The organism is Brevibacillus sp. HB1.4B (assembly GCF_013284285.1).
GTDB lineage: Bacteria > Bacillota > Bacilli > Brevibacillales > Brevibacillaceae > Brevibacillus > Brevibacillus porteri.
The window spans coordinates 16831-39533 of the sequence record NZ_JABSUT010000005.1; the positions used below are offsets into that span (position 1 = coordinate 16831).

General features: G+C 49.1%; 18 protein-coding genes. 14 read left to right on the plus strand and 4 right to left on the minus strand.

Features of this window, described 5'->3' with window-relative positions:
• The first annotated feature begins 1 nt into the window (after window position 1).
• From HP398_RS13440 to HP398_RS13460, 5 genes are read left to right on the plus strand one after another with little or no spacing between them, the layout of a single operon-like run.
• On the plus strand, window positions 2-1717 hold the full coding sequence (locus HP398_RS13440) for a hypothetical protein (RefSeq protein WP_173622832.1): 1716 nt from the start codon (window positions 2-4) through the stop codon (window positions 1715-1717).
• 30 nt (window positions 1718-1747) lie between these two features.
• On the plus strand, window positions 1748-2731 hold the full coding sequence (locus HP398_RS13445) for an AAA family ATPase (RefSeq protein WP_017251600.1): 984 nt from the start codon (window positions 1748-1750) through the stop codon (window positions 2729-2731).
• Window positions 2728-3609, plus strand: a complete 882-nt coding sequence (locus HP398_RS13450; protein WP_173622833.1) for a DUF58 domain-containing protein — start codon at window positions 2728-2730, stop codon at window positions 3607-3609. Before HP398_RS13445 ends, HP398_RS13450 begins: the two co-directional genes overlap by 4 nt.
• A gap of 16 nt (window positions 3610-3625) precedes the next feature.
• Window positions 3626-5500, plus strand: coding sequence for a VWA domain-containing protein (locus HP398_RS13455; protein ID WP_173622834.1), 1875 nt, complete (start codon window positions 3626-3628; stop codon window positions 5498-5500).
• Window positions 5490-8333: a VWA domain-containing protein gene (locus HP398_RS13460; RefSeq protein ID WP_017251597.1), complete on the plus strand. Its 2844-nt coding sequence runs from the start codon at window positions 5490-5492 to the stop codon at window positions 8331-8333. The genes HP398_RS13455 and HP398_RS13460 overlap by 11 nt, the downstream gene beginning before the upstream one ends.
• Before the next feature lie 57 nt (window positions 8334-8390).
• On the opposite strand, the gene HP398_RS13465 is transcribed toward HP398_RS13460, so the two are convergent.
• The gene (locus HP398_RS13465; RefSeq protein ID WP_173622835.1) at window positions 8391-10520 is read right to left on the minus strand and encodes a multicopper oxidase family protein; all 2130 of its coding nucleotides are present in this window, start codon (window positions 10518-10520) and stop codon (window positions 8391-8393) included.
• Between the two features lie 292 nt (window positions 10521-10812).
• Between HP398_RS13465 and HP398_RS13470 the strand changes: the two genes are divergently transcribed.
• Window positions 10813-11577 carry a class I SAM-dependent methyltransferase gene (locus tag HP398_RS13470; RefSeq protein WP_173622836.1) on the plus strand — a complete coding sequence of 255 codons (765 nt, stop codon included), beginning with the start codon at window positions 10813-10815 and terminating at the stop codon, window positions 11575-11577.
• 210 nt (window positions 11578-11787) lie between these two features.
• A complete protein-coding gene (locus HP398_RS13475) occupies window positions 11788-13512 on the plus strand; it encodes a methyl-accepting chemotaxis protein (RefSeq protein WP_017251594.1) in 1725 nt (574 codons plus the stop codon).
• A 112-nt stretch (window positions 13513-13624) separates the two neighbouring features.
• Here the strand turns inward: HP398_RS13475 and HP398_RS13480 are convergent, their stop codons facing one another.
• Window positions 13625-14764: an ABC transporter permease gene (locus HP398_RS13480; protein ID WP_173622837.1), complete on the minus strand. Its 1140-nt coding sequence runs from the start codon at window positions 14762-14764 to the stop codon at window positions 13625-13627.
• The gene (locus tag HP398_RS13485) at window positions 14761-15504 is read right to left on the minus strand and encodes an ABC transporter ATP-binding protein (RefSeq protein ID WP_173622838.1); all 744 of its coding nucleotides are present in this window, start codon (window positions 15502-15504) and stop codon (window positions 14761-14763) included. The genes HP398_RS13480 and HP398_RS13485 overlap by 4 nt, the downstream gene beginning before the upstream one ends.
• Before the next feature lie 218 nt (window positions 15505-15722).
• On the opposite strand from HP398_RS13485, the gene HP398_RS13490 reads away from it, so the two are divergent.
• From HP398_RS13490 to HP398_RS13515, 6 genes are all read left to right on the plus strand, one after another.
• Window positions 15723-16142, plus strand: a complete 420-nt coding sequence (locus HP398_RS13490; protein WP_017251591.1) for a hypothetical protein — start codon at window positions 15723-15725, stop codon at window positions 16140-16142.
• A gap of 109 nt (window positions 16143-16251) precedes the next feature.
• Window positions 16252-16896 carry a SurA N-terminal domain-containing protein gene (locus HP398_RS13495; RefSeq protein ID WP_017251590.1) on the plus strand — a complete coding sequence of 215 codons (645 nt, stop codon included), beginning with the start codon at window positions 16252-16254 and terminating at the stop codon, window positions 16894-16896.
• A gap of 142 nt (window positions 16897-17038) precedes the next feature.
• Window positions 17039-18547 (plus strand): spore germination protein, encoded by a 1509-nt coding sequence (locus HP398_RS13500; RefSeq protein WP_173622839.1) that lies wholly within the window; start codon window positions 17039-17041, stop codon window positions 18545-18547.
• Between the two features lie 35 nt (window positions 18548-18582).
• On the plus strand, window positions 18583-19764 hold the full coding sequence (locus HP398_RS13505; RefSeq protein ID WP_173622840.1) for a Ger(x)C family spore germination protein: 1182 nt from the start codon (window positions 18583-18585) through the stop codon (window positions 19762-19764).
• Between the two features lie 28 nt (window positions 19765-19792).
• Window positions 19793-20020, plus strand: coding sequence for a hypothetical protein (locus HP398_RS13510; protein WP_173622841.1), 228 nt, complete (start codon window positions 19793-19795; stop codon window positions 20018-20020).
• A gap of 47 nt (window positions 20021-20067) precedes the next feature.
• Window positions 20068-20418 carry a DUF2512 family protein gene (locus tag HP398_RS13515; RefSeq protein WP_017251586.1) on the plus strand — a complete coding sequence of 117 codons (351 nt, stop codon included), beginning with the start codon at window positions 20068-20070 and terminating at the stop codon, window positions 20416-20418.
• 59 nt (window positions 20419-20477) lie between these two features.
• Here HP398_RS13515 and HP398_RS13520 read toward each other — a convergent pair whose 3' ends face one another.
• Window positions 20478-21314, minus strand: coding sequence for an oxidoreductase (locus tag HP398_RS13520; protein ID WP_173622842.1), 837 nt, complete (start codon window positions 21312-21314; stop codon window positions 20478-20480).
• Window positions 21315-21650: 336 nt separating this feature from the next.
• Between HP398_RS13520 and coxB the strand changes: the two genes are divergently transcribed.
• Window positions 21651-22679: a cytochrome c oxidase subunit II gene (coxB, locus tag HP398_RS13525; protein WP_017251584.1), complete on the plus strand. Its 1029-nt coding sequence runs from the start codon at window positions 21651-21653 to the stop codon at window positions 22677-22679.
• Window positions 22680-22703: the final 24 nt, after the last annotated feature.

Here is a 22703-nt window from a genome sequence, read left to right on the forward strand (position 1 = left end):
CATGTTTACCTCTAAATCGAACGACGAGCTGAAGTCACTGCTTGCGCCTATTCGAAAGCAATTGGGCTTGCGTGTATGGATACAGCAGCTAACGGTCTATGGTTTGTGGGGAATGGGGGCGAGTCTGGTGCTCCTCCTCCTTGCCCGCATCTGGCCGATTCCGTTTTACCAATGGATCGCGGTAGTACTGCCAGTGCTTGTTGTCATCACGGGTCTGGTGCGTGCGCTTTGGATGCGCCCTACCTGGCTCCACTGTGCGCAAGTGGCAGACGGTAATGGTTTGGCTCAGCGAGTCGTCACAGCATGGGAGAATCAAGAGAATCAGTCGATGGTAGCGGGTATGCAGAGGGAAGACGCCTTGCAGCATCTGCGTAAAAATTTGCCGCAAATCGTAGAGAGCGTCCGCATCTGGTCGCTGATCCAAAAAAAGGTGTATGTCACAAGCAGCTTGCTATTGGTATGCCTGGTGCTGTTTCTTTGGCCGAATCCGCAAGACTTGCGACTGGCCCAGATAGCAGAGGAAAAGAAAGCAATCGCGCAGGTCGAGGAAGAAGTAGAAGAAATCAAGCAGGACGTGAAAAAGAATACAGGCTTAACCGACGCGCAGAAAAAGCAGCTGGAGGAAATGCTTGAGCAGGCAAAAAAGGCTCTGGCGAAAGCAGACGATCCGGCAGAACGTCAAAATGCATTGCGCGCTGCGGAAAAACAATTGGAGAAGGTCAGAGATGCAGAGCAGTACAAAGAAAAAGCGCTGCAAGCACTCCAGCGCAGCTTGGGTAATCAAGAAGGGACCAAATCCTTGGCTGGCGCGATGGAAGCGAAAGATCGACAAGCGATGACCGAGGCCCTGGCACAAATGGCAAAAGCCATGGAAAGCATGCCGCAAAAAGAGCGGGAAGAGATCGCCCGCGAACTCGCAAGTGCAGCAGAACAATTGAAAAAAGAGGCAGAGTCTGCCGACTCGAAGGAGCTGGAGGATATCGCCAAACAACTGGCGGAGGCAGCCCAGCAAACAGCGCAAGGACAAATGCCTCAAGCAATGACTGCGCTCGAGAACAGCTTGATGCAAGCGATGACGGGCATCCAGCAATCTCAGCAAGCCATGCTTGCAGCTATACATGCCGCTGCTTCGCTCAATCAGTCGCAGATGACGCTTGCCAGTGCAGGCGCACAAGCAGGAAATGCTGGAGCGAGTGGAGCTGGGGCAGGTACGGCGGCAACAGGCCAGGCGACTCCAGCATCGGGGACACCCGGGAATCAGCCAACTGCGGCAACACCGGGAACAGGTACCAATCCCAATCAAGGGACGAACCCGGCAAACCAGTCCGGGAATGGAAATAATGGCTCGGGGCAAGGGAATGGAAACGGAAACGGTAATGGCAACGGCAACGGAAATGGAAATGGAAACGGCGGTCAAGGAAGCGGTCAAGGTGGCGGGGCCGGGTTAGGAAAAGGCAAACACGAGCTCGTTACCGTCCCGGCAGATCGCATAGGTGGGGACAAAGGACCTGTTGATACAGTCGGAGGCACACTCGGGTCAGGACCTTCCCAGTCGCAGCAAAGCGGAAACACACAAGTCTCCTCCGGTGGAACACTGCCGTATGAGGAAGTGTACGGCCAGTATGAGCAATTTGCCCGTGAAAGTATGGAAAAGGGCAGTATTCCCGGCGATTACCAACAGATCGTAAAGGATTATTTCAGCAAAATTGAGCCTTAGATCATTCAACAACAGGAAGGAGACACGGCGATGGCGCAGCAAACGCTAGAGGATTGCTTGCAGCGAGTAGAGCTTGTCAGGCAGGAGATTGGAAAGGTATTGGTAGGACAAAAAGATGTGGTCGAGCAACTTCTGTGGGCCGTGTTTGCAGGTGGACATGCGCTTTTGGAAGGCGTACCCGGATTGGGCAAAACGCTGCTTGTTCGGACACTGTCTCAAGCCTTCGAGCTGTCGTTTCAGCGTATTCAGTTCACACCGGACCTGATGCCGACAGACATTACTGGAACGAACATCCTGTTGGTCGACGAGAAGGGTCAGCAGTCTTTCCAATTCCAACATGGTCCGATCTTCGCTCATGTCGTGCTGGCTGACGAAATCAACCGGGCGACGCCGAAGACGCAAAGCGCTCTGTTGGAGGCCATGCAGGAGCGAACCGTTTCTGCCGGCGGTGTGACTCGTCAGCTGCCGGCGCCATTCTTCGTTCTCGCGACACAGAACCCGCTGGAACAGGAAGGGACATACCCGTTGCCAGAAGCGCAAATGGACCGCTTTTTATTGAAGATCGACGTGCCGTATCCGACGGAAGAAGAACTGAAAATGATCGTGCGGCAAACGACCACGAGTCAGGTGATCACCGTGGAAAAAGTGGCTTCAGCCGAGCAAATTGCTGAGATTCAGCAGGCAGCGCGTGAAGTGCTGGTTGCCGATGCGGTACTAGATTACGCCGTGAAGCTGCTTTTAGCGACGCATCCGGGGGAACAGGCGATTGCTTCCGTGAACAAATATGTGCGCAACGGTGCAGGTCCACGTGGCGTGCAGGCGATTGTCTCCTTAGCAAAGGTACGTGCGTTATTGGCTGGCCGATACAATCTGGCATACGAGGATGTGACAGCAGTTGCTCTGCCAGCGTTGCGCCACCGCATTTTCCTTAATTTTGAAGGAGAGGCAAACGGCATCCGACCAGACCGCGTCATTATGGATATTTTGGACGAACTGGGGACGCAGAAAGTATGAATCAACACCTGCTTGATCCGTCATGGCTCGCCAGACTGGAGCGAATGCAGATGGCTAGCCGCAAAGCGGTCAGCGGTAGCCAGGCAGGCAAGCGAAGGGCGAGACAGCTGGGCAGCTCCATGGAGTTCGCGGACTTTCGGGCGTATGTTCCCGGCGATGATTTGCGGCAGCTCGATTGGAATGCGTATGCCCGTTCAGGCAAGCTGTTTTTGAAAAAGTACTTGGATGAAACAGAGCTTCATGTGAACTTGTATATCGATTGCAGTCGCTCGATGAGCTACGGGCAACCGAACAAAATGGCCCGAGCTGTCGAGATTGCCGCGGCTCTTGGCTATTTGTCCCTGTGCCATCTCGATCATGTGTCGGTCTATGCATTTGACAGCCGCATTACGGCAGCACTTACCGGGCTGCAAGGAAAGAGTCAGGCACATCGCTTGCTCAGCTTCCTATCTTCCCTGCAAGAAGGGGAAGCAGGTGATATTCAAACGGCAATGCGTCAGCCTGGGGCTGTCAGCGGCAAAGCTGGCACATCTATCGTGCTGTCGGACTTTTTGTTCGAGTCAGGCTATACGGAAGGCATCGCGTATTTGCAGGCGGCCAAACAAGAGGTCACGCTGGTTCAGGTGCTTTCCAAAGAAGAGCTTGCGCCCGAGTATGCGGGAGAGCTGCGGTTGATAGATTCAGAGACCGGGCAAGCAAAAGAAGTATCCCTGACCAGCCTTTTGATGGAAGAGTACCACAAGAGCTTGCAAGATTATCAACAAGAACTGTCCGCGTTTGCTTATGGAAGAGGGATCGCCTTCGTGTCTGTAGAGGCGGAACAATCGCTGGAATCGATTGTCTTCCATGTCTTTCGTCAGGCCGGCTTGATTCGCTAGAGAGGAGAGAGACTACATGCAGTGGATGGGTTTGGGCAACTTGTGGTTTGCGCTGATTATCCCGGCCATCATCGTCCTCTACCTGCTCAAGCGAAAAGTAGAGGATCGTGTCATACCAAGTACACTCCTGTGGCAGCGCACGATGCAAAACTGGGAAGCGGTGAAACCGTGGGAAAGGCTGCGGCGTAACCTGTTGTTGCTGCTGCAACTGCTCGTTGCCTGCATGCTCGTGCTGGCTTTGATACGACCGGGCGTTCCCACTGAGGGAATCACATCCGACCATACGATTTTGGTCGTGGATACATCAGGGAGCATGATGGCGAAGGAAGGGAACGAGACGCGGCTAGAACGAGCCGTTTTACAGGCAAAAGCACTCGTAGAGAAGCTGGGAAGTAGCCAGACAATGACCCTCATCGAGGCAGGGCGTGAGCCGAATGTTTTGGTTTCCAAAAGTGCAGACAAAGAGCCGCTCTTGCAAGCCATCGAAAAGCTTGCGCCTTTTTCCGGGACATCCGATCAAATCGCTGCGTTGTCATTAGCGGGAGCTATTGCAGAGAATGAACCAGGTAGTGGAGTGGTGTGGATGGGGGACGGAAGCGGGGAACGCAAGCTGGATGGAGGCCCAGTTCCAGCTTTTTCCGGGAGCTTTCAGTTTATGCAGATGGGAAGCACCCGCGAGAATACCGCAATCGGTGTTTTTGTGACCCAGCCGACGGAAAAAGGGGTAGAGGGACTGCTGCGGGTGGACAATCACGGCAGTATGCCTGCGAAAGGAAAAGTCACTATTTTTGATGAGCAAGACAAGTTGCTGGATACCGATTCTTTTGCGATTGGGGCAGGTAGCTCCCAGACATTTTCGTTTCAGAAGCTAGCGGTGTCTAGCGTCTATCGTGCAGTCATCGAACCGGAGCAGGACGGACTTTCCCAGGATAATGTCATGTGGAGCGTGCCATTCGCTGCCGGGAGGGGAAAGGCAGCGTTGTATTCGCCAGAGGGGAACCGCTTCCTCCATCAAGTATTGCAGACAGTCGGAAGTCTTGAGGTGGAAACGATTCAGCAGGCACCGGTTACAGCGGCGGCTGCGCGTGACTTGTGGGTTTTTGACGGAGTCGTGCCAGAACAGTTGCCAAAAGGAAACATTTTGTTGATTGCTCCGAACAAGAAAACAGAGTGGTTACCGCTTGCTGGGGAAAAAGAACTGGATCAACAGCCAAGGCCAGTTTCCCCGGATGACCCTCTGCTCAAGCACGTAGATTGGCGGGATGTGCACGTCGCCAAAGGATACGTATTGGACGAGATGCCTGGTATGAAGCCATTGGTACGCGCAGGCGATGTCGATCTGGTCAGAGCTGGGATCATAGACGGTCGTCGAATGGTCATCATCGGATTTGATTTGCATGCATCGGACTTTCCACTGCGTCCTGCTTTTCCGATTTTCATGCAAAATATCGTCAATTGGCTGTCACCTGGTCAAACAGCCCCAATCCCCACGGCACATCCGGGAGAGGTCTTGACCATCCCACTCTCACCTGGAGCGACAACACGTACCTTGACGTATCCGAATGGACACCAGCAGTCTCTTACGGAGGACGCCACGTCGAAAACGATGCAACTACCGGAGATGACCGGACTATATCGTCTTGACGAAGGGGTAGATACCGGGACCAAAAGTACGTATTTTACTGTCCAAATGAATGAGGAAGAATCGAATATTACACCAAAGTCTGTGAGCGTTGCCCGGAAGAATGCCGAAGAACAAAAGGAGAGTGAGGAAGCAACAGCGACTGACACAACAGGAGCACTGGGAACGAAGGAGTTGACCTATTGGTTGGCGGCGTTTGCTCTCTTGGTGTTATTGGTGGAATGGAGGGTGTATCAGCGTGGGTATTAACTTTATACAGCCGCTATTCCTGTTGTTATTGCTTCCCGTTGCGTACGTCATCATCAGCTGGTGGCGACATCAAAAGCAAATGCCAATCGCCAGAAAGGCGACAATTGCAACTATTCGCTCGCTCTTGTTCCTCCTTCTGGTGTTGGCGTTGGCAGGGACACAGCTGTTGACACCTGTTCAGGCGAAAACGATTGTGTTTGTTGTAGATCGATCCGCTTCTATGAAGGACGATCCGCGGGTTCTCTCCTTTCTGCGCGAGGCGATCGGGCAAAAGCAAGTAGCAGATAAGTATGCTGTCATTGCAGTAGGTGCAGAGGCAGCGGTTGATCAACCGTTGACGATACGCCAAGAGGTACAGCCCTTGGGCGTGGATGTCAACCGGAATGCAACCAATTTGGCAGAAGGAATCCGATTGGCGTCTGCCATGATCCCTACCAATGCAAGAGGAAAAGTCGTCTTGCTGACAGATGGTCAGGAAACAAACGGAGATGCGGCACGGCAGACAAGACTGGCGAGGGAGCGAGGAATCGCTGTAGAGGCTGTTTCCTTACAGCAGCCACACGGGGATGAGGTCGTTCTTTCATCTGTACAGGTACCGCAAAGACTGTATGCAGGAGAGGAATACGGCATCACCGTTGATGTGGAGAGTACAATAGCAACCGAGGCAACCCTACGCTTGTATGAAGGCAATCGAGAGGCGGGCCAGCAAACGGTACAGATCGGCAAGGGCAACAACCGCTTCGTTTTTTCGCAAAAAGCGATGCAGCAGGGCTTCCATCGCTATCGCGTGGAAATCGAGCCGCGACAAGATACCGTAGCGGCGAACAATCAGGCTACTGCTTACACACAGGTAGCCGGGGCACCAGTCGTGCTCGTAGCCGAAGGGCATCCAGGTGCCGCCAGCAACCTCATTCAAGCGCTGGAAGCGGGCAATATCAAGGTGGAGCTGCGCGATCTTGCACTGCTGCCAAAGGAGCTTGAGGGCTACAAGCAATTTGCCTCCATCGTACTGGCAGATGTGCCTGCTACCAGCATGACTGATGCGGATATGGAACGGATGCGGACCGCTGTACGTGATTTGGGCATTGGTTTGATCATGACAGGGGGGAAAGATAGCTTCGGCATGGGTGGCTGGTTCCAGACACCAATCGAAGAGGCATTGCCCGTTCACATGGATTTGAAAGGGAAGGAACAGCTCCCTACGCTCGGGCTCCAACTGGTCATAGATAAATCGGGCAGTATGAGTGCCGATGCCAGAGGTGCGGATAAGATGGCGTTGGCTAGAGAAGCCGCAATTCGAGCGACAACCATGATGAATGCACAGGACTACATCGGGGTGATCGCATTTGACGATGCGCCATGGGATGTCGTAGCGCCACAATCTGTCACGAAGCTGGATGAAATCCAACAGCAGATCAGCAGAATCCAAGCGGATGGCGGGACCGATATTTTCCCTGCCTTACAGCTGGGCTACGAACGTGTAAAGGCGATGAACACCCAGCGCAAGCATGTTATTTTGCTCACAGATGGGCAGTCTGCAATCGGCGATGATTACGAGGGCCTGCTACAACAAATGACGGCTGAAAATATTACCGTTTCAACTGTGGCGCTGGGTGATGATTCGGATAGGTCGCTGCTGGAGATGATTGCCGAGTTAGGAAAGGGCAGATATTACTTTGCCAACGATGCCGAATCTATCCCGAAAATCTTCAGTAAGGAAACAGCGTTAGCCAGTCGCACCTTTATTGTAGAGAAGCCCCAAGTACCAGGCTATACAGGGATGGGAGCATGGCCTACGCTGAAGCAGACATTGCCTCCAGTGCGAGCGTATATAGCAACAACACCGAAGCAAACAGCTGAATCATCCTTGATGAGTGCTGACGATGATCCGATTCTCACCCGCTGGCAGTACGGCCTGGGGCGTTCTGTCGCCTGGACGAGTGATCTGGAAGGGAAGTGGTCACCGGACTGGGTGGCTTGGGGAGGAAACAGCCGTCTGTGGAACGAAATCGTGGCATGGACTTTCCCACAAATTACAGAAGGCACTTGGAAGACGACCACGAGCGTGAACGGCGCAAAAGGCAATGTGAGGGTTACGATGCCAGCTGGTGGAAGCATGCCTCAAGAGATGGAGGCAGTGGTTCTCAATCAAGAGATGAAGCGAGAGGTCATCAAGCTTAAGCCGGTTGCGCCAGGCGTCATGGAGGGTGAATTCGAGACTGCTGATCCGGGCACTTACATGATTCAGATCTCACAAAAAAATCAAGGACGAGTCATGGCGAGCCAAACGACTGGATTGACTGTTTCCTATTCACCCGAATACGGAATACATGCCGATGGAGAGAAAGAACTTCAAGAGTGGCTAAGTGCCGGTGGCGGGAATCAGATCACCAAACCGGAAGAAGCTTTTGGCGGCACGCTTCCTGATAAATGGGACACACAGTCAATCAGTGAGTGGTTGCTGATGTTGGCGGCTTTGCTGCTGCCAATCGATATCGCCGTTCGCCGTCTGCAGTTGCCAGATCAATGGTGGGCAAGGCTATCTAGTCTATGGAGATTGCGCAAGTCCACGTCTGCCGATTCTGAACAACAGGCAGTATTGTCTCGCCTCGGCGAGAAGCGCTCTGCGACAAGACGGACACGTGAAGAGCGGATAGATGACCAGAAAGTCGTATCTGCTCCTCTTATTCATCCGGTAGGGACGGCTGGAAATCGGGTGAAGCCAGCAGCAATCAAGAACGAGCAGGCAAAAGAGAAGCAGGAGAAGCAAACACAGCCTGACGAAACGTTAAACAGACTATTGGCGGCCAAGAACCGGAAAAAGTCTCAGTAACAGACAAAAAAGAAAGCAGCAGCCTGGCGAAAATCGCTACGGACTGCTGTTTTCTTTTTAGAGATGCTCTTCATACACGAGCGGGATTGCTATACCAAAAGCAGTGTCACCTGTAGGCAGGCTCTCTTCCATTGATGCATCAGGATTATTCGCGCGGAAAGCAACTTCATAGGTTTCACCTGGCGCTACCTGGAGAGTGTCCGTCCACCATGGACTTCCTGTCACCTTTTTGCCGTCTCGACTCAAGATGAGCATGTGATGACCATGCAGATACATCGATTGATCCTGGAAGCTGCGGTTGACGAAAGTCAGCTTTATGAGATCCCCTTCTTCCATCATCATTCGCGTCTCAGGAAGCAAGTCGCCATTTACCGTCGACAAACGCTCGAATTGACCGTCAAAAAATCCGTACTGACCATCAATGAGCAGTTGATATTCCCGATCAAAATGGGAAGAGAGATCAAAAGGAAGCGCAATCGGACTGCCGTAACGTGCAGGGTCAAAGACAGAAAGCTCTGCATCTAAGAAGGGCACAGCATCTTCGGACCCGTCTGGACGTAAGAGTAGCCCTTTGTCATGCTGGTTTGTAGCTGGAGCAAATAGCACGGGACGATTAGGCATCGTAAACTGAATGTCGTATCGACCGCCTGCCCCCGGCTGCAAGGCTTGATTGGCAATCAAATTCGGTTCGTTTACCTCGGTTCCGTCAATCGCTACTACCTGAAAAGGAGTTCCTTGCAGCAAGTAGGTGACAGGAGCATTTTCTGCGTTAATAAAGCGAAGGCGAACCGTTGTGCCAGGAGTAACTGTTTCGATTTTTCGTGTATGTGAGCCGTTTAACATCGCGCCTGCCTTTTCGTCCTTGTGATGAATCATGGCGATGTCGCGGATGGGTGCGCCTGTAGTGGTAGCCTCGGCTGGCTCGATCACAAGGGCGCCGAACAGTCCGTTCACTACTTGCTCAGGAATTTGCTGATGAGAATGATACCAATACGTTCCTGTTTGTTCTGCACGAAAACGATAAACAGATTTTTCTCCTTTTGCAATGCGATCATAGCTAGCGGGAGTCTGCATGCCATGCCAGTGGATGTCTATCCCTTCGGAAATATCCTTGTTCAAAAGGATGATTTCGACGAGCTCCCCTTGCTTCATACGCAGCTCAGGCCCGGGATATTGTCCGTTCAGGGTCCATGCTTCTACGGTTTTTCCTGATGCTTGAAGGATGGGTGTTTTCTGTGCGTTCAGCGAAAACGTTCGATCCGGGGTTTCTTGTTTTGGTTCTGTTGGCCCATCGACACTTCCAAGTTTCCCTGTGGAAGGCATCGAATGGGCACTCGCCTTTACAGGGAAAACGAAATCGGGGAAAGCGTGATCGTCCTGATTCTGACCTCCCAAAGGTGAATGATCGGGAAGGCGACTCGCTATCATCGCTTGATTTCCCCAGATCGTCGCAAGTAAAGCAGTCATCAGAAGAAACGTGGCAAAACGGATAAAGCGATGTAGGCGACGTGGTTTTACCCAAATTTCCGCAGTGGAATGGTATTGATGCTGCCACGATTGCTGAATCCAGAGCAGGGAGACCCCGGCTAATAATACGCCCCAAGCGAGAAACAAAATGGACGGTTCCAGCGTAACAGCCGGAAAAAAGACTTGAAGAAAGAGTGCGATCAGACAACTCAAGACGCTAGCTTGTAGCGGAACGAGCAATTCGGGGCAAGATGCGTCTCCTCGCCACTCTGCATCTAATGCGTCGTTTAGATCTGGCGAGTTTGCTTTTGCAGACCTAGCATTTTTCTCTTGTAACAAAATGCGGGTATAATCCGTATCTACTTGTGACTGCCTTGACTCTCTGCCGCCTTTCCCGGTCAACTCCCACAATCGTGGAAAAGTAGAGAGAAGGCAAAAGAGCAATGGAACAAAAATAAAAGGTAAAAAGCCAAGCAACGTATCCTTTATGTAAAGCCAACCAAAGGATTCAAACAGAACCCACGTCATCACCAAATGCCCCGCAAATACAAAAAGGGCCGACCATGAAAAACATAAAGTGATGCGAGCACTGCTTATGAAAGCCCGTTTCGTCGGACGGAAAACGAGCTGGTTTGCCATGATTGTTGGGACCAGCATGACGATGAGAAGGACCAGAAACAATCCTTGATGAATCCCGGCAAGCACTTCAAAATCAGCCATGATCAGTTCCTCCTGTTTACTAGTTCGATACTAATGATATAGAGAAACGGCTAAAGACCAAACGTACCGAGGCAGTATTTTCACTCCGCCTTAAGTCGGAGAAGTGCGCTTGATCTACATACAGGATATACATTACAATTTTAGTAATCTTTCTCGGATTATCAGAATATTGGGAAGGGGGCTTTTTCTCATGTCCTTTGATTTTGTACAAACGTAACAACGCGCTCGAGCTCCTCCTGCCTCGTCTGGTTTGGAAATGAACAGACTGGTATAAATGAGAGGAGAAGCAGAAATGGAAAATAAGGATTGGATCAAAAGCTTTCAAGAGGAAGTGGAGGCACCATTCGCTGGGTGGGATTTTGCCAGATTGACTGCGACAGGCAGGATGCAGGATGCACCACTTGGCTGGAACTACGTAAATATCGTGAAAAAGAACATGCTTGGGATTCGCTCTATGCTGGAAATGGGAACAGGCGGTGGAGAACTGTTTTCTACGCTTGCGCCGTTCCCTGTGGAGACGTATGCGACAGAAGGCTATGAGCCGAATGTAGCTGTGGCAAAAGCCAATCTGGAGCCCTTGGGTGTTCGTGTGTATCCGGTAGACGGGGAAGAAATATTGCCTTTTGAGGATCAGTCACTCGACTTGATTATCAATCGACATGAAGCTTATTTGCCGTCTGAAATGAAGCGCCTGTTGAAGCCAGGGGGCACATTTGTCACTCAGCAAGTAGGCGGTCAAGACAATCTCGACCTGAATCGATTGCTGGGCGCTCCAATTCCGCCTGATTACTTGCACTGGAATCTTGCCTATGCAGTGAACGAGCTGGAGGAAGTCGGTCTTACGATTGTGGAGCAAAGAGAGGAAATGAGCCTTTCACGTTTTTACGATATCGGTGCCATTGTTTACTACTTGAAGGCGATCGAATGGCAGATTCGCGACTTTACTGTAGAAAAGTACGCGGATGCCTTGCTCGATCTGCACCAAAAAATCGAAGCGGTTGGGTATATCGATATTCCTACCCATCGATTTTTCCTGATTGCCCAACAAAAGTCCTAATTAAATCACTACCGATTGTCGATAAGACTGGTAGGGAGTGTTTAGGAAAAGCACCCTTTTTGGGTGTTTTTTTTATCGAGTATCACCGTGTGAGAACAACAATGCTGATCCTTTTACGAAAAGGCAAAACCTCCCGCAACAATGCATCTGCTCCCAGGTGGGTAGTCCGCAATACACATATCGTAACCGGCGAAGGAGAAGTGAAACAGGATGAGTAAGAGCTTGGCAACACGGGTCGTTGCTCTTGTAGCGGTGATCATTGCCGTCATGATGGCAATCAATATTATTATGATTTACGAAAATAGCGTAACTACTGTTGAAAAGACACTCTCGCGCTCAAGCATCAACACAGCCTTGCATATCTCCCAAGGGCTTGACTCAGAGAAGATAGCGAAATTTATATCTCAGCCACAAGAATCTGACGACTACTGGTCTATCCGAAATTTGTTGCTTGATTACACCGAAAAAACAGGTGCCCTTTATGTTTATATTCTTCATGCAGACGGTGAAAAGGTAAGGATTATGGTGGATGGAACGGCGAAAGGAGCAAAGGGAGCATCTGCAATCGGTCAAGAGACAACCTCTACTGGCATAGCTGACATTGCTCCTGCCCTGGAAGGCGGATCGAACAGTACGCCAATCGTCAAAGACCCTGTGTTCGGGGACTACCTGAGTGCATTCGCACCGATTGAAGATCCATCTGGTCAAGTAATTGCGGTGCTAGGTGTAGATACTGCGGCAGACAAAGTGGAACTGATTAATGATCAGGTTTTGGATGAGACCATGCCACGCATCATTCTCTCTATGATTGTCGTAACGATTATTGCTTTGGTTGCTGTATTCTTTTTGATCAAGAAGATGCTGCGTCCACTGCAAGTTGTACAAGAGGCGTCTATGCGTATTGCTTCTGGTGATCTCACGTCTACAGAGATTTCTGTTTCCAACAAAAAAGACGAGATTGGCCGAATTGTCGTTGCTTTTGGTGAGATGACGACACAGCTGCGTCAAATCATTGGCGGTGTAAAAGAGACAACCGAGCATATCGACAGCATGGCGAATTCCATTCGGGAAGGTGCCAACTCTGTCCGCGAGCAAAACAAAAATATCGTGGTTACCAGCCAAGAGATTGCGCAGGGGAATGAGCAGACAGCAACTGCGATGGAGATGACGGTGCAAACGGTTCAAGAATTCTTGAGCGAGCTGTCTGAATTGAATACGGCGATGGACGAGATGGATGCAGTATCCAATCGCGTGTCCGATATCGGAGAGAGCAGCTACAAAGTATTGCAAGAGTTTTTGGCAGATGGAACAGAGACGAACAAACAATTTCATGAAGTGCAAAATACAATGGCGATTCTTGAAGAAAAATCGAGCCGAATTAACGACGTGATTGAAACGATTCAGCAAATCGCCGGACAGACCAATCTGTTGGCGTTGAATGCAGCCATCGAGAGCGCGCGTGCTGGCGAAGCGGGCAGAGGCTTCGCAGTGGTAGCGGGAGAAGTTCGCAAGCTGGCTGAACAGACAGGTGCGGCAACCCACGTCATTCAGGAGAGCATCAAAGACATTCAAGATCAGGTAAGACAAGCTACGGAAAAGACAAATGCGACGCTGGATCGCTACAACGCGGGTACAGAGCGTTTGGATTCCGTTACACAAGGCATTACGGCTCTATCTGACATGACGCATACCTTGAAGACGTCGCTTGCGAATGTCATGGCGAGCGTAGAGACGATGAAGCAAGGTCAGAACAAGGTGAATGAATCCGTGTTGACGGTTACTGCCATCTCGGAACAAACAGCAGCAGCTACTGAAGAAGTATCTGCTACGATGCATGAGGTCAGTGGAAACGTTGATCAGTTCGTGTCTGAAACGGAGCAGGTGACAGACAGCATTCAGGAGCTGCGCAGCAAGGTGGATACGTTCCGACTCTAAACAAATCACTTTATCAATAAATAAAAAAGCAGCTCTTCTACTGATGAAGAGCTGCTTTTTTTGTGGCTGTAGTGGAGGGAAGAAGCGGCATTTGATAAAAAGCATTCTTTAACTACAATAACCCAATGAGCACAAGAACTACACCGTGAAAACCCAACAGAATCATGCGCAGCCAGCTAAATGACTGTTTCAACTGACCATCTCGAATCGGAAAAATCGCATACCCGTTTCGCTTTTGCTGGTGGCGCCAGAGGGTGCCGATCTGGCTGGCAGTCATGAAGAGAAAGAGCAGGCCGGCAATGATTTTTGCATATGGGCCTGGCAAAATCAGGACCAGGAAGGCGGATAGCAGGATGAGCCTGAAGTATATACCCGCAAAGTCACCAGATCGAATAAATTTTTTGGTAAACAAATGACGTCCTGCTGTTGATTGACGATAAGGCAGAAGCTTCGTCAGGGCAATGAGCCACGAGCGTGACTTCACCTGGTGCTGCATGGCAGGGACATCCCGGAAGTTATTCATGAACTGATAAAAGCGGTGACGCAAGCCGCTTTCGATAGCCAGCAGGCGATACCATTGTATGGAATGTTTTTTCTTATAGGTCAACATTCGCAAATGGAGCCAGATCAAGAGCGCAGCGCAGATCAGAACACCAAATGGGATCATACCCACGCGTAAGAATTGTCCTTCACTCAATACCCAAGCGAGGAGGATATACGAAAAGGCAAATCGAGCGAGCGTATAGAATCCGATCTTCTTCTGATCTGGCAAACGTAAGAACGTCCAACTGCTGTAAACATTCCACCCCTTCAAGAGCAGGGGAATGCACCAATAAACCCACAGCTGCACGCCTTGTGCACCTACGACCTCTGTATACATAGGCATGAGCAGGAGCAGGACGATAAACACCACGATGCTCTGAGTAGCAAAATTGTAGACGAGCGCCTTCCGGAAATAGCGATCCAGCCTTACTTCGTGCGGAGTCAAAAAAAGCAAATCCGCTTCCAATAAAAACGTGCGTAGGGGGCTTCTCACAACGACAAAAGCAATTACGAGAGCCATGGCATACGGCAAAGGGAACCAGGGTGGGATCATCGCGATGATGCTGCGGTAGTAGAAGGCGAGCAAGCCCATCAAAAAGATCGCGACGAACATCAGGCCGCCATTGGCCATGTACTGGGCATATCGAATGAATTCGACTGAAAAGGCATGGAACCGTTTGCGAAATAATTGATCTACGTCTATTTTCACTGGCCGTCATCCTCTACGATATGCAAGTATATGTCGTCCAAGGAGCTATCTGGGAGCCCTGTAATACCCCGAAGCTCTTCTAGCGTTCCTTGGGCTCTAATCTCGCCTTTGTGCATAATGATGAATCGGTCACAATGCTTTTCGGCGGTGGCCAAAATATGTGTGGACATCAGAATGCCAGCCCCTTGCTCCTTGCAACGGTTTAACCACGTGAGAAGAGAACGAATCCCCAGAGGGTCCAGACCCAGGATCGGTTCATCCACGATGTACAGAGGCGGTTGTACGAGCAGCGCCATCATGATCATGAGCTTTTGTCTCATGCCTTTGGAAAACTGCTGGGGAAATCGGTCTTTCATTTCTTCCATGCGGAATTCTTTTAAGAGAGGACGTGCCCGTTCATAAAAAACTTCCTGGTCCAGCCCATGGCTCATGGCCATTAACTCGATATGCTCCCACAGCGTAAGCTCTTCGTAATAAATGGGTGACTCGGGAATATACCCGTAAGACAAACGATAGTTTTCAGGGTCTGATTGAAAGGTCTTCCCCGCAATGCTGATTTCGCCTGCGTTTGGTTCCAAGAGTCCTAAAATATGCTTGATGGTCGTGCTTTTGCCTGCGCCATTCAGCCCGATTAGCGCTACAATTTCCTTTTCGCGTATGTGAAAGGAGACGTCTTTGATTACAGCGTGGTTGTAAGAGTACCCACCCGTTACCCCTTTTACCTCCAGCAAGGTTGTCATGGTATCCTCCTTTATGAATAAACGGTCATGTCCCCGTTTATTTGAGAGAAATGCTAGATAGTCTTCCATCTATTTTAGCTGAATTCAGGATTTGGAAATACATTTGTTTGCCGCCTTTTTTTACACGAGACTGAACAAAGAGGGATAACCGTACAAGCAATGCTTCTCTCCGCTACATAAACAAGTAGTATAAAGGACGGACGGGGGAGGTGGAATCTATGACAGCGGGACCATATGAAAATCAGAGAAATATAGATCAGCATATACAGCGCATCTATTTGAAATTAGACAAATTCGAAGAACGAATCGATCAGCTTGAGGGACAAATGATAGTAGTCACGAAGTGGTTAGAACGAATTGAACATCAATTGGGACGCATGGAGGATGTGCGTTATGATGTACTGCAAGTTTTGAACAAGTTGCAAACCGAGTTAGAAATGAAAGCAGAGAAGACGGAAAAAGACAAAGATATTATCCTGCAATTACTGGAGAACGATACTCGGGACAAGGAAGCACTCGCTCAGTTCATGGAAGTAGAAAAAGACAGGAAACAAGAACGCTTTTTACAGGTTTGGGCAGTTTTAGGTCCTGTCATCGCCTCCGTTCTCTCCTCTTTTTTTACCCGATTTTTTATGTAGCGCATAATATGTTTAGAATGTGGAAAAGTTGTGTAATACGCTTTCCATTTTTCTACCGTAACTTCTTTCTATACTTGGAGGGCAGATTATAGAAAGAGAGGATATCCAAGTGAAGAAGTTTGATCTTTCCATGCTTTCGGTTGCCATATTATTAACGGGGTTAGCTGTTTTAGGGTTTTATCAATCATGGGCAAAAGGCAATGACCCTGTATTGGTAACGGCTGGCGATACCTCCATTACACAAAATCAGCTTTACAGTGAAATGAAAAAAATGTACGGAAAACAAACGATACATGAACTTGTTGCGGAAGCGTTAATCAAGCAGGAAGCCAAGGCGCAAAACGTCGCGGTGACGCAAGAAGATATGGATAAAGAGATTGATTCGATGAAACAACAGGTAGGTTCACCTGAGGCATTCCAAAACTACTTGAAGAGTATGGGAATGACCGAGGCCCAGCTGCGGGATAAGTTGAGCGTGCTCATGACACGGGATAGGTTGTTGGATAAAGCATTCCCGGTTACCGAGGAGCAAATCAAAACCTACTACGATACAAATAAAGAACAGCTGGGGTCACCGGCACCTGAGTTTGATAAAGTCAAAGATCAGATCAAGATAATGCTGACTGACCAAAATCGCAGTCAGAACTACGGTACCTGGTTAAATACGCTTCAGGAAAAACATAAAGTAGAATGGCACGACCCATCCTTTGACGATGCACCAGTGCCAGGTGATGCACAAACACCTGCTCCATAGTGTAGAACACATACCAAAAGACCTTGTCCTCTTAAATGAGTGCGAGGTCTTTTTCTGTGAAAACGGATAGGAGCGTTTTGTTTAGTAATGGGAGCAATCGGAGAAACTGTGTTCATAATTGCCGATGTGAGGAGCAATCCGAATGGCTCAGATTGGTTGCAGCTTAGACGACAACGTTCACTATATTAAAGAATCGCTCGGATACAGCAATGATATTGTGATTCGAGAGGTAGTCCTAAATAGCCTAGAACCCATTCGGGCAGCTGTCTTGTATGCGGATGGCATGGTTGATTCGTATTTGGTACAAGCCGTATTAATCGATAGTCTTTTATACAAGACGCGTTTGAAGGAATGGGAAGGGATACGCGAGGACGAGTTCGTTCCCTTTTTAAAAGAATCGGTCCTGACCGTTGGGGATATGGGGGATTTATTCGACTTTCCCACATTGTTTACAGCATTGCTGTCCGGCTGTGTCATTATTCTCATAGATGGCTGCTCGCAAGGAATTCATATTGGTTTGCAGGAGTGGAGGGATAGAGGAGTCACTGAGCCGTCATCCCAAACAGTCATTCGTGGACCGCGGGAAAGCTTCACGGAGACACTCCGTACGAATATTACATTGCTACGGAGACGGATTTCCAGTGAAAAGCTATGGATTGAATTCAACAGAATTGGCGAGGAAACCAAGACAGAAGTCGCGGTTGTGTATATGAAAGGGATTGTAGAAGAGGGTGTTGTAGAAGAAGTACGCAATAGACTGGATCGAATCAGCATCGATGGCATCATGGAAAGCGGAATGATTGAGGAGTTGATCCAGGACGAAGCTTACACGCCTTTCCCCACGATCTCAAACTCGGAGCGCCCGGATGTGGTGGCTGCGAATCTATTAGAGGGACGCGTAGCGATTCTTGTAGATGGGACTCCCTTTGTTTTGACCGTGCCCTCTCTCTTTGTTGAGTTTTTTCATTCAGCGGAAGACTACTATCAGCGCTTTGATTTTAGTACGTTGATTCGTATGCTGCGGTTTGCCTGTTTTTTAATCGCGTTGCTTGCTCCCTCCCTCTATATCGCCATTACGACCTTCCACCAAGAGATGCTCCCGACACAGTTGCTAATTAGCTTGGCGGCACAGCGAGAAGGAGTGCCCTTTCCAGCCTTTATTGAGGCGATCATGATGGAAGTGGCTTTTGAGATATTACGAGAGGCTGGAATCCGCATGCCGCGAGCAGTAGGTCAAGCCATTTCCATCGTGGGAACACTGGTTATCGGACAAGCAGCGGTGGAAGCGGGGATTGTTTCGGCCGCGATGGTCATTGTGGTCTCGATTACCGCAATATCCAGCTTTATTTTCCCAGCGAGCAATATGTCGATTACCGTGAGGATTCTTCGTTTTCCCCTGATGGTTCTGGCTGCTTCTTTTGGCATTTACGGGGTCATTGTAGGGATGCTTGCCTTAGTGTTGCATTTATGCAGTCTGCGCTCATTTGGCGTACCGTATATGGAATCGTTTGCCCCGTTTTCCTTGAAAGAGCAAAGAGACACGATCCTTCGCTTGCCTCGCTGGGCCTTGGACAAACGCCCTGAATCGATTACCAAAAACAATTTGCGTCGCCAATCTAAAGGGATAAAGCCATTACCACCGCAGAAGTAAGAGGCTTTTCACAGCATGTAAAGGAGTGGGCACCAGTGAAAGGGATAAAAGTTCTTCTCTGCATCGTGCTCGTTATTATCCTAGCTGGTTGTTGGGATCGCAAAGAACTAAACGATTTGGCGATTGCTGTTGGGATCGGTATTGATAAAGTGCAAGGAGGTTATCAGGTTTCCGTTCAAGTTGTAGACCCGGCAGAGGTCGCAGCCAACAAAGGGAAGCCTGGACGTGCGCCCGTTACGCTCTTTACCATGAACGCTCCGACCATCTTTGAGGCTGTGCGTAAAATGACCACGGTATCTCCGCGTAAAATATACATGGCGCACACCAGGATGCTCATATTTGGCGAGGAGGTGGCCAGGGAAGGGATCTCTTCAATCACTGATTTTGTCTCACGCGACCATGAGTTTCGAACTGATTTTTATATCGCCGTAGCTAGAGGAACAACAGCCCGCAATATCTTGAAAGTGATCACACCGCTTGAACAAATTCCTTCCACAGAAATGTTTGCTTCTTTGGAGACATCTTCCAAAGTATGGGCGCCTACCGCAGCAGTTACGATGGATCAATTGATTACCGACTTTACCAGCAAGGGAAAGCAAGCAGTATTGACAGGTATCCGCACGGCTGGGCCAGGAAGTGAGGGAGACGAACGAAAAAATGTTGAAGAAATAGATACACCTGTCCTGCTTCAATACACGACATTGGCTACGTTCCGGGGGGATAGGCTGATCACTTGGCTGAGTGAAGCGGACAGCAAAGCGTATAGTTACATTACGGGTAAAGTAAAAAGCACGGTTGGAAGCATGCCTTGCAAGGGGGGAGGACGCTTGACGATGGAAGTCATGCGCGCCGACGCCAAAATCGAGGCTACTATGAAAAATGGTACGCCTGAAATCATCGTTCACATCGGTTTGGAAAATGATATTGGTGAAGTGCAATGCAAACTCGATCTGACTAACATGAATACGATCAAAGACCTGGAAAAAGAGTCGGAAAAATCAATGGAAGCATTAGCGACAAAAGCAATTGCCAATGCCAAGAAAAATGGCATAGATATCTATGGATTCGGCGAAGCGATCCATCGAAAATACCCGAAAGTATGGAAGAAGATAGGGGGCAATTGGGAAAAGGAATTTACCAAGCTGCCTGTACATGTCATAGCTGATGTGAAAATCAGACGTTTAGGAACCATCAATAATGCCTTTGACGAAAAGTGATTGTGCAACAGGATCAGGGGGAGTTTGTATGACGACATTTGCTGTCATCGTTGTATCCATAATCGTTTGTGCATACGAGCTACCCCGATTGATTCGGAAGCGGCAGCGCAAAGAGATCGCTGTCTTTCTCGGGTTGCTTGTCATAAGTGTGGGCTTGTACGCAGGAGCCGAAAAAGGGGTTGTCCCCAATCCTGTTTATTGGATGGAAATGGTTTACAAGCCGGTATACGACGGAGTCATGACATGGCTGAAGTAAACGAGGGGCATACTGAGTACACCCCCAGTAAAGGAGAGTAAATAGACGTGGACGGTCTTTTGATGAAGCTGCTCGTTAGTCCGGTGTTGGTCGTTTTGGCAGATGCTCTCTTTCCAGAAGTGAATTTCGCAAATCTATATCAGTCTGTCGGAGTCGGATTTGTCTTGGCAGTCGCCGGATATTTTTTGGATAGGGCGATTCTTACATCAGGGAGTCTTTGGCTGACGACCATGTTTGACTTGATTATCGGCTTTTTGATCGTTTATGGAAGCATTGTGTTTTTGCCGACGGCTCAAATCGCCGCAATCGGGGCCGGTTTTGTTGCGATATTTTTTGGTGTAGCTGAATATATCCAACATGTTTGGCTGATACGCACAGGACGAACGGAAAGTGTATAGTGTTCAACGTGCAAACACACTCCTTACGGGGGTGTGTTCTTTTATGCATAAACAAAACATCACGATCGCTTTGTCACGATTCGCTCAATCCATGACCACGGAAGCCAATTTTTTGCGGCGATTGTGAGCGCCACGCCTCGGCCAACCGGGTAACGGAATCGTGGCTTGGGAGTGGTGGCCGCATGGACAATCGTCGAGATGACTGCGTCGGGAGCAGGTGCCTTTTCTATGATCGCTTCTACGTGACGCATCAGTTGTTTCATTTGGGAGGCGTATGGAGAGGCTTCATCAAGCTGTTGGTCTTGCATGCCTTTCTCCCAGATTGCTGTACGAAAGGAGCCGGGCTCAACAAGGACGACTTGAACTTGAAAGGGTAGCATTTCAAGGCGAAGTGATTCACTGAAGCCTTCAACTGCATGCTTGGATGCGGCATACGGCGAGAGACCGGGGAATCCAAATCGCCCACTGATGCTGCTTAGGTTAATAATTCGTCCAGATTGTTGCTGCCGCATATAAGGCAAGACTGCCCGAGTGACGTCGATCAGTCCGAACACATTTACATCAAACTGCTTGCGCCATTCCTCAGAAGAGACTTCCTCCGCAAAGCCGCCCAACGCGTAGCCGGCATTGTTCACCAACAGATCAATGCGCCCATGCTTTGCAATGATGGAGGAGATCGCATCCTGAATTTGTTCCGGAAGCGTAACATCAAGGGAAAGGACTTCCAGATGCTCAGGATCTATATGCAAGCTTGTCAATTTGTCAAGAGGGTCTCTTTTTGCTAGATCACGCATAGCAGCAATTACCTGAAAACCAGCCTTGACTAAAGCGACTGATGCGTGCTTGCCAAAGCCACTTGAGGTACCAGTGACTAGTGCAATTGGTCTTTTTTGCATGGAATTCTCCTTTAAATTGGATGTTATGGTAGGATTTAACTGCAAAGTTCACAAATTTGTTCATAAATTTGTTAACAAAATCATAACAAATAGCCTTTGTATTAAGGAAAATTTATGTATACTTAAATGGTTACCACGCTTGGGTAGAAGTGTGCAATACTGCCCCTTACTTTCCTGTTTGTTTTTGGAATTGCTGCTAATACTTTTCCTGTTTGGGCATTATAGTTGTGGAAAGTATTGAATGCGATTTCTTCATTCAGATAGAAAAGTACGAAAACTTCTAGTTGTAGGCGTGGCTAGAACGTTACCAACACGAAGAAAGAGGGGTTCATTGGTATGAAGGGTTGGCAACAGTATTGGCGTCAGTTTTCCCTGTTTGCTCTGCTGGCGCTAGTGTTAACCGGGTGTGGCAAAGATGAGCTCTCAGCGCTCAAGCCCTCTGGTCCGGTAGCTGCGATGCAGTTTGACCTGATGAAGCTGTCCTCCGCTATCATGATCGGCGTCTTCATTGTCGTTATGACGATCTTTACGTACGTCCTTATCCGTTATCGTAAGCGTCCCGGACAGCAAGGCATTCCTAAGCAGGTCGAAGGAAATCATGCACTTGAAATTCTTTGGACGGTAATTCCTTTCTTGCTTCTTATCATCATGGCGATTCCAACTGTTACTACCGGTTTCGCACTGCACAAGGAGTTTCCGAAAGAGGAAGCAGTTCAAGTAAAGGTTACCGCTCACCAATTCTGGTGGGAATTCGAGTATCCTGATCTTGGCGTATCGACTGCACAAGACTTGGTATTGCCAGTTGGCAAAAAGGTTCAATTCGTATTATCAGCGTCTGATGTTAAGCACGCATTCTGGATTCCTGCATTGGGCGGTAAAATCGATACGAACCCAGGGCAAGAAAACAAATTGTGGCTGCAAGCAGACAAAACAGGCATTTACTACGGTAAATGTGCGGAGCTCTGTGGAGCGTCCCATGCCTTGATGGACTTCAAGGTAGAAGTAAAGGAACAAGCAGATTTTGACACTTGGGTAGCTAACATGAAGGGCGTTCAGGCAAAAGAACCTGTAACGGCAACTTCTCCACTGGCTGCAGAAGGTCAACAAATCTTCGATAAGAGCTGTTTGGGATGTCACGCTGTGGCAGGTAAAGGCGGTAAGATGGGGCCAAACCTGACTAACTTTGCAGATCGCGAACGTGTAGCAGGTATCAAAGCACATACGCCTGAAAACATTGCAGAGTGGCTGAAAGATCCGCAAAAAATGAAACCGGGCAACAAAATGCCTAACCTCAACCTCGATGACAACCAAGTGAAAGCGCTTGTAGAGTACATGGAGACATTGAGCGTAAGCGAAAAAAAGTAAAGTAAAACCTCATAAAACTTATTG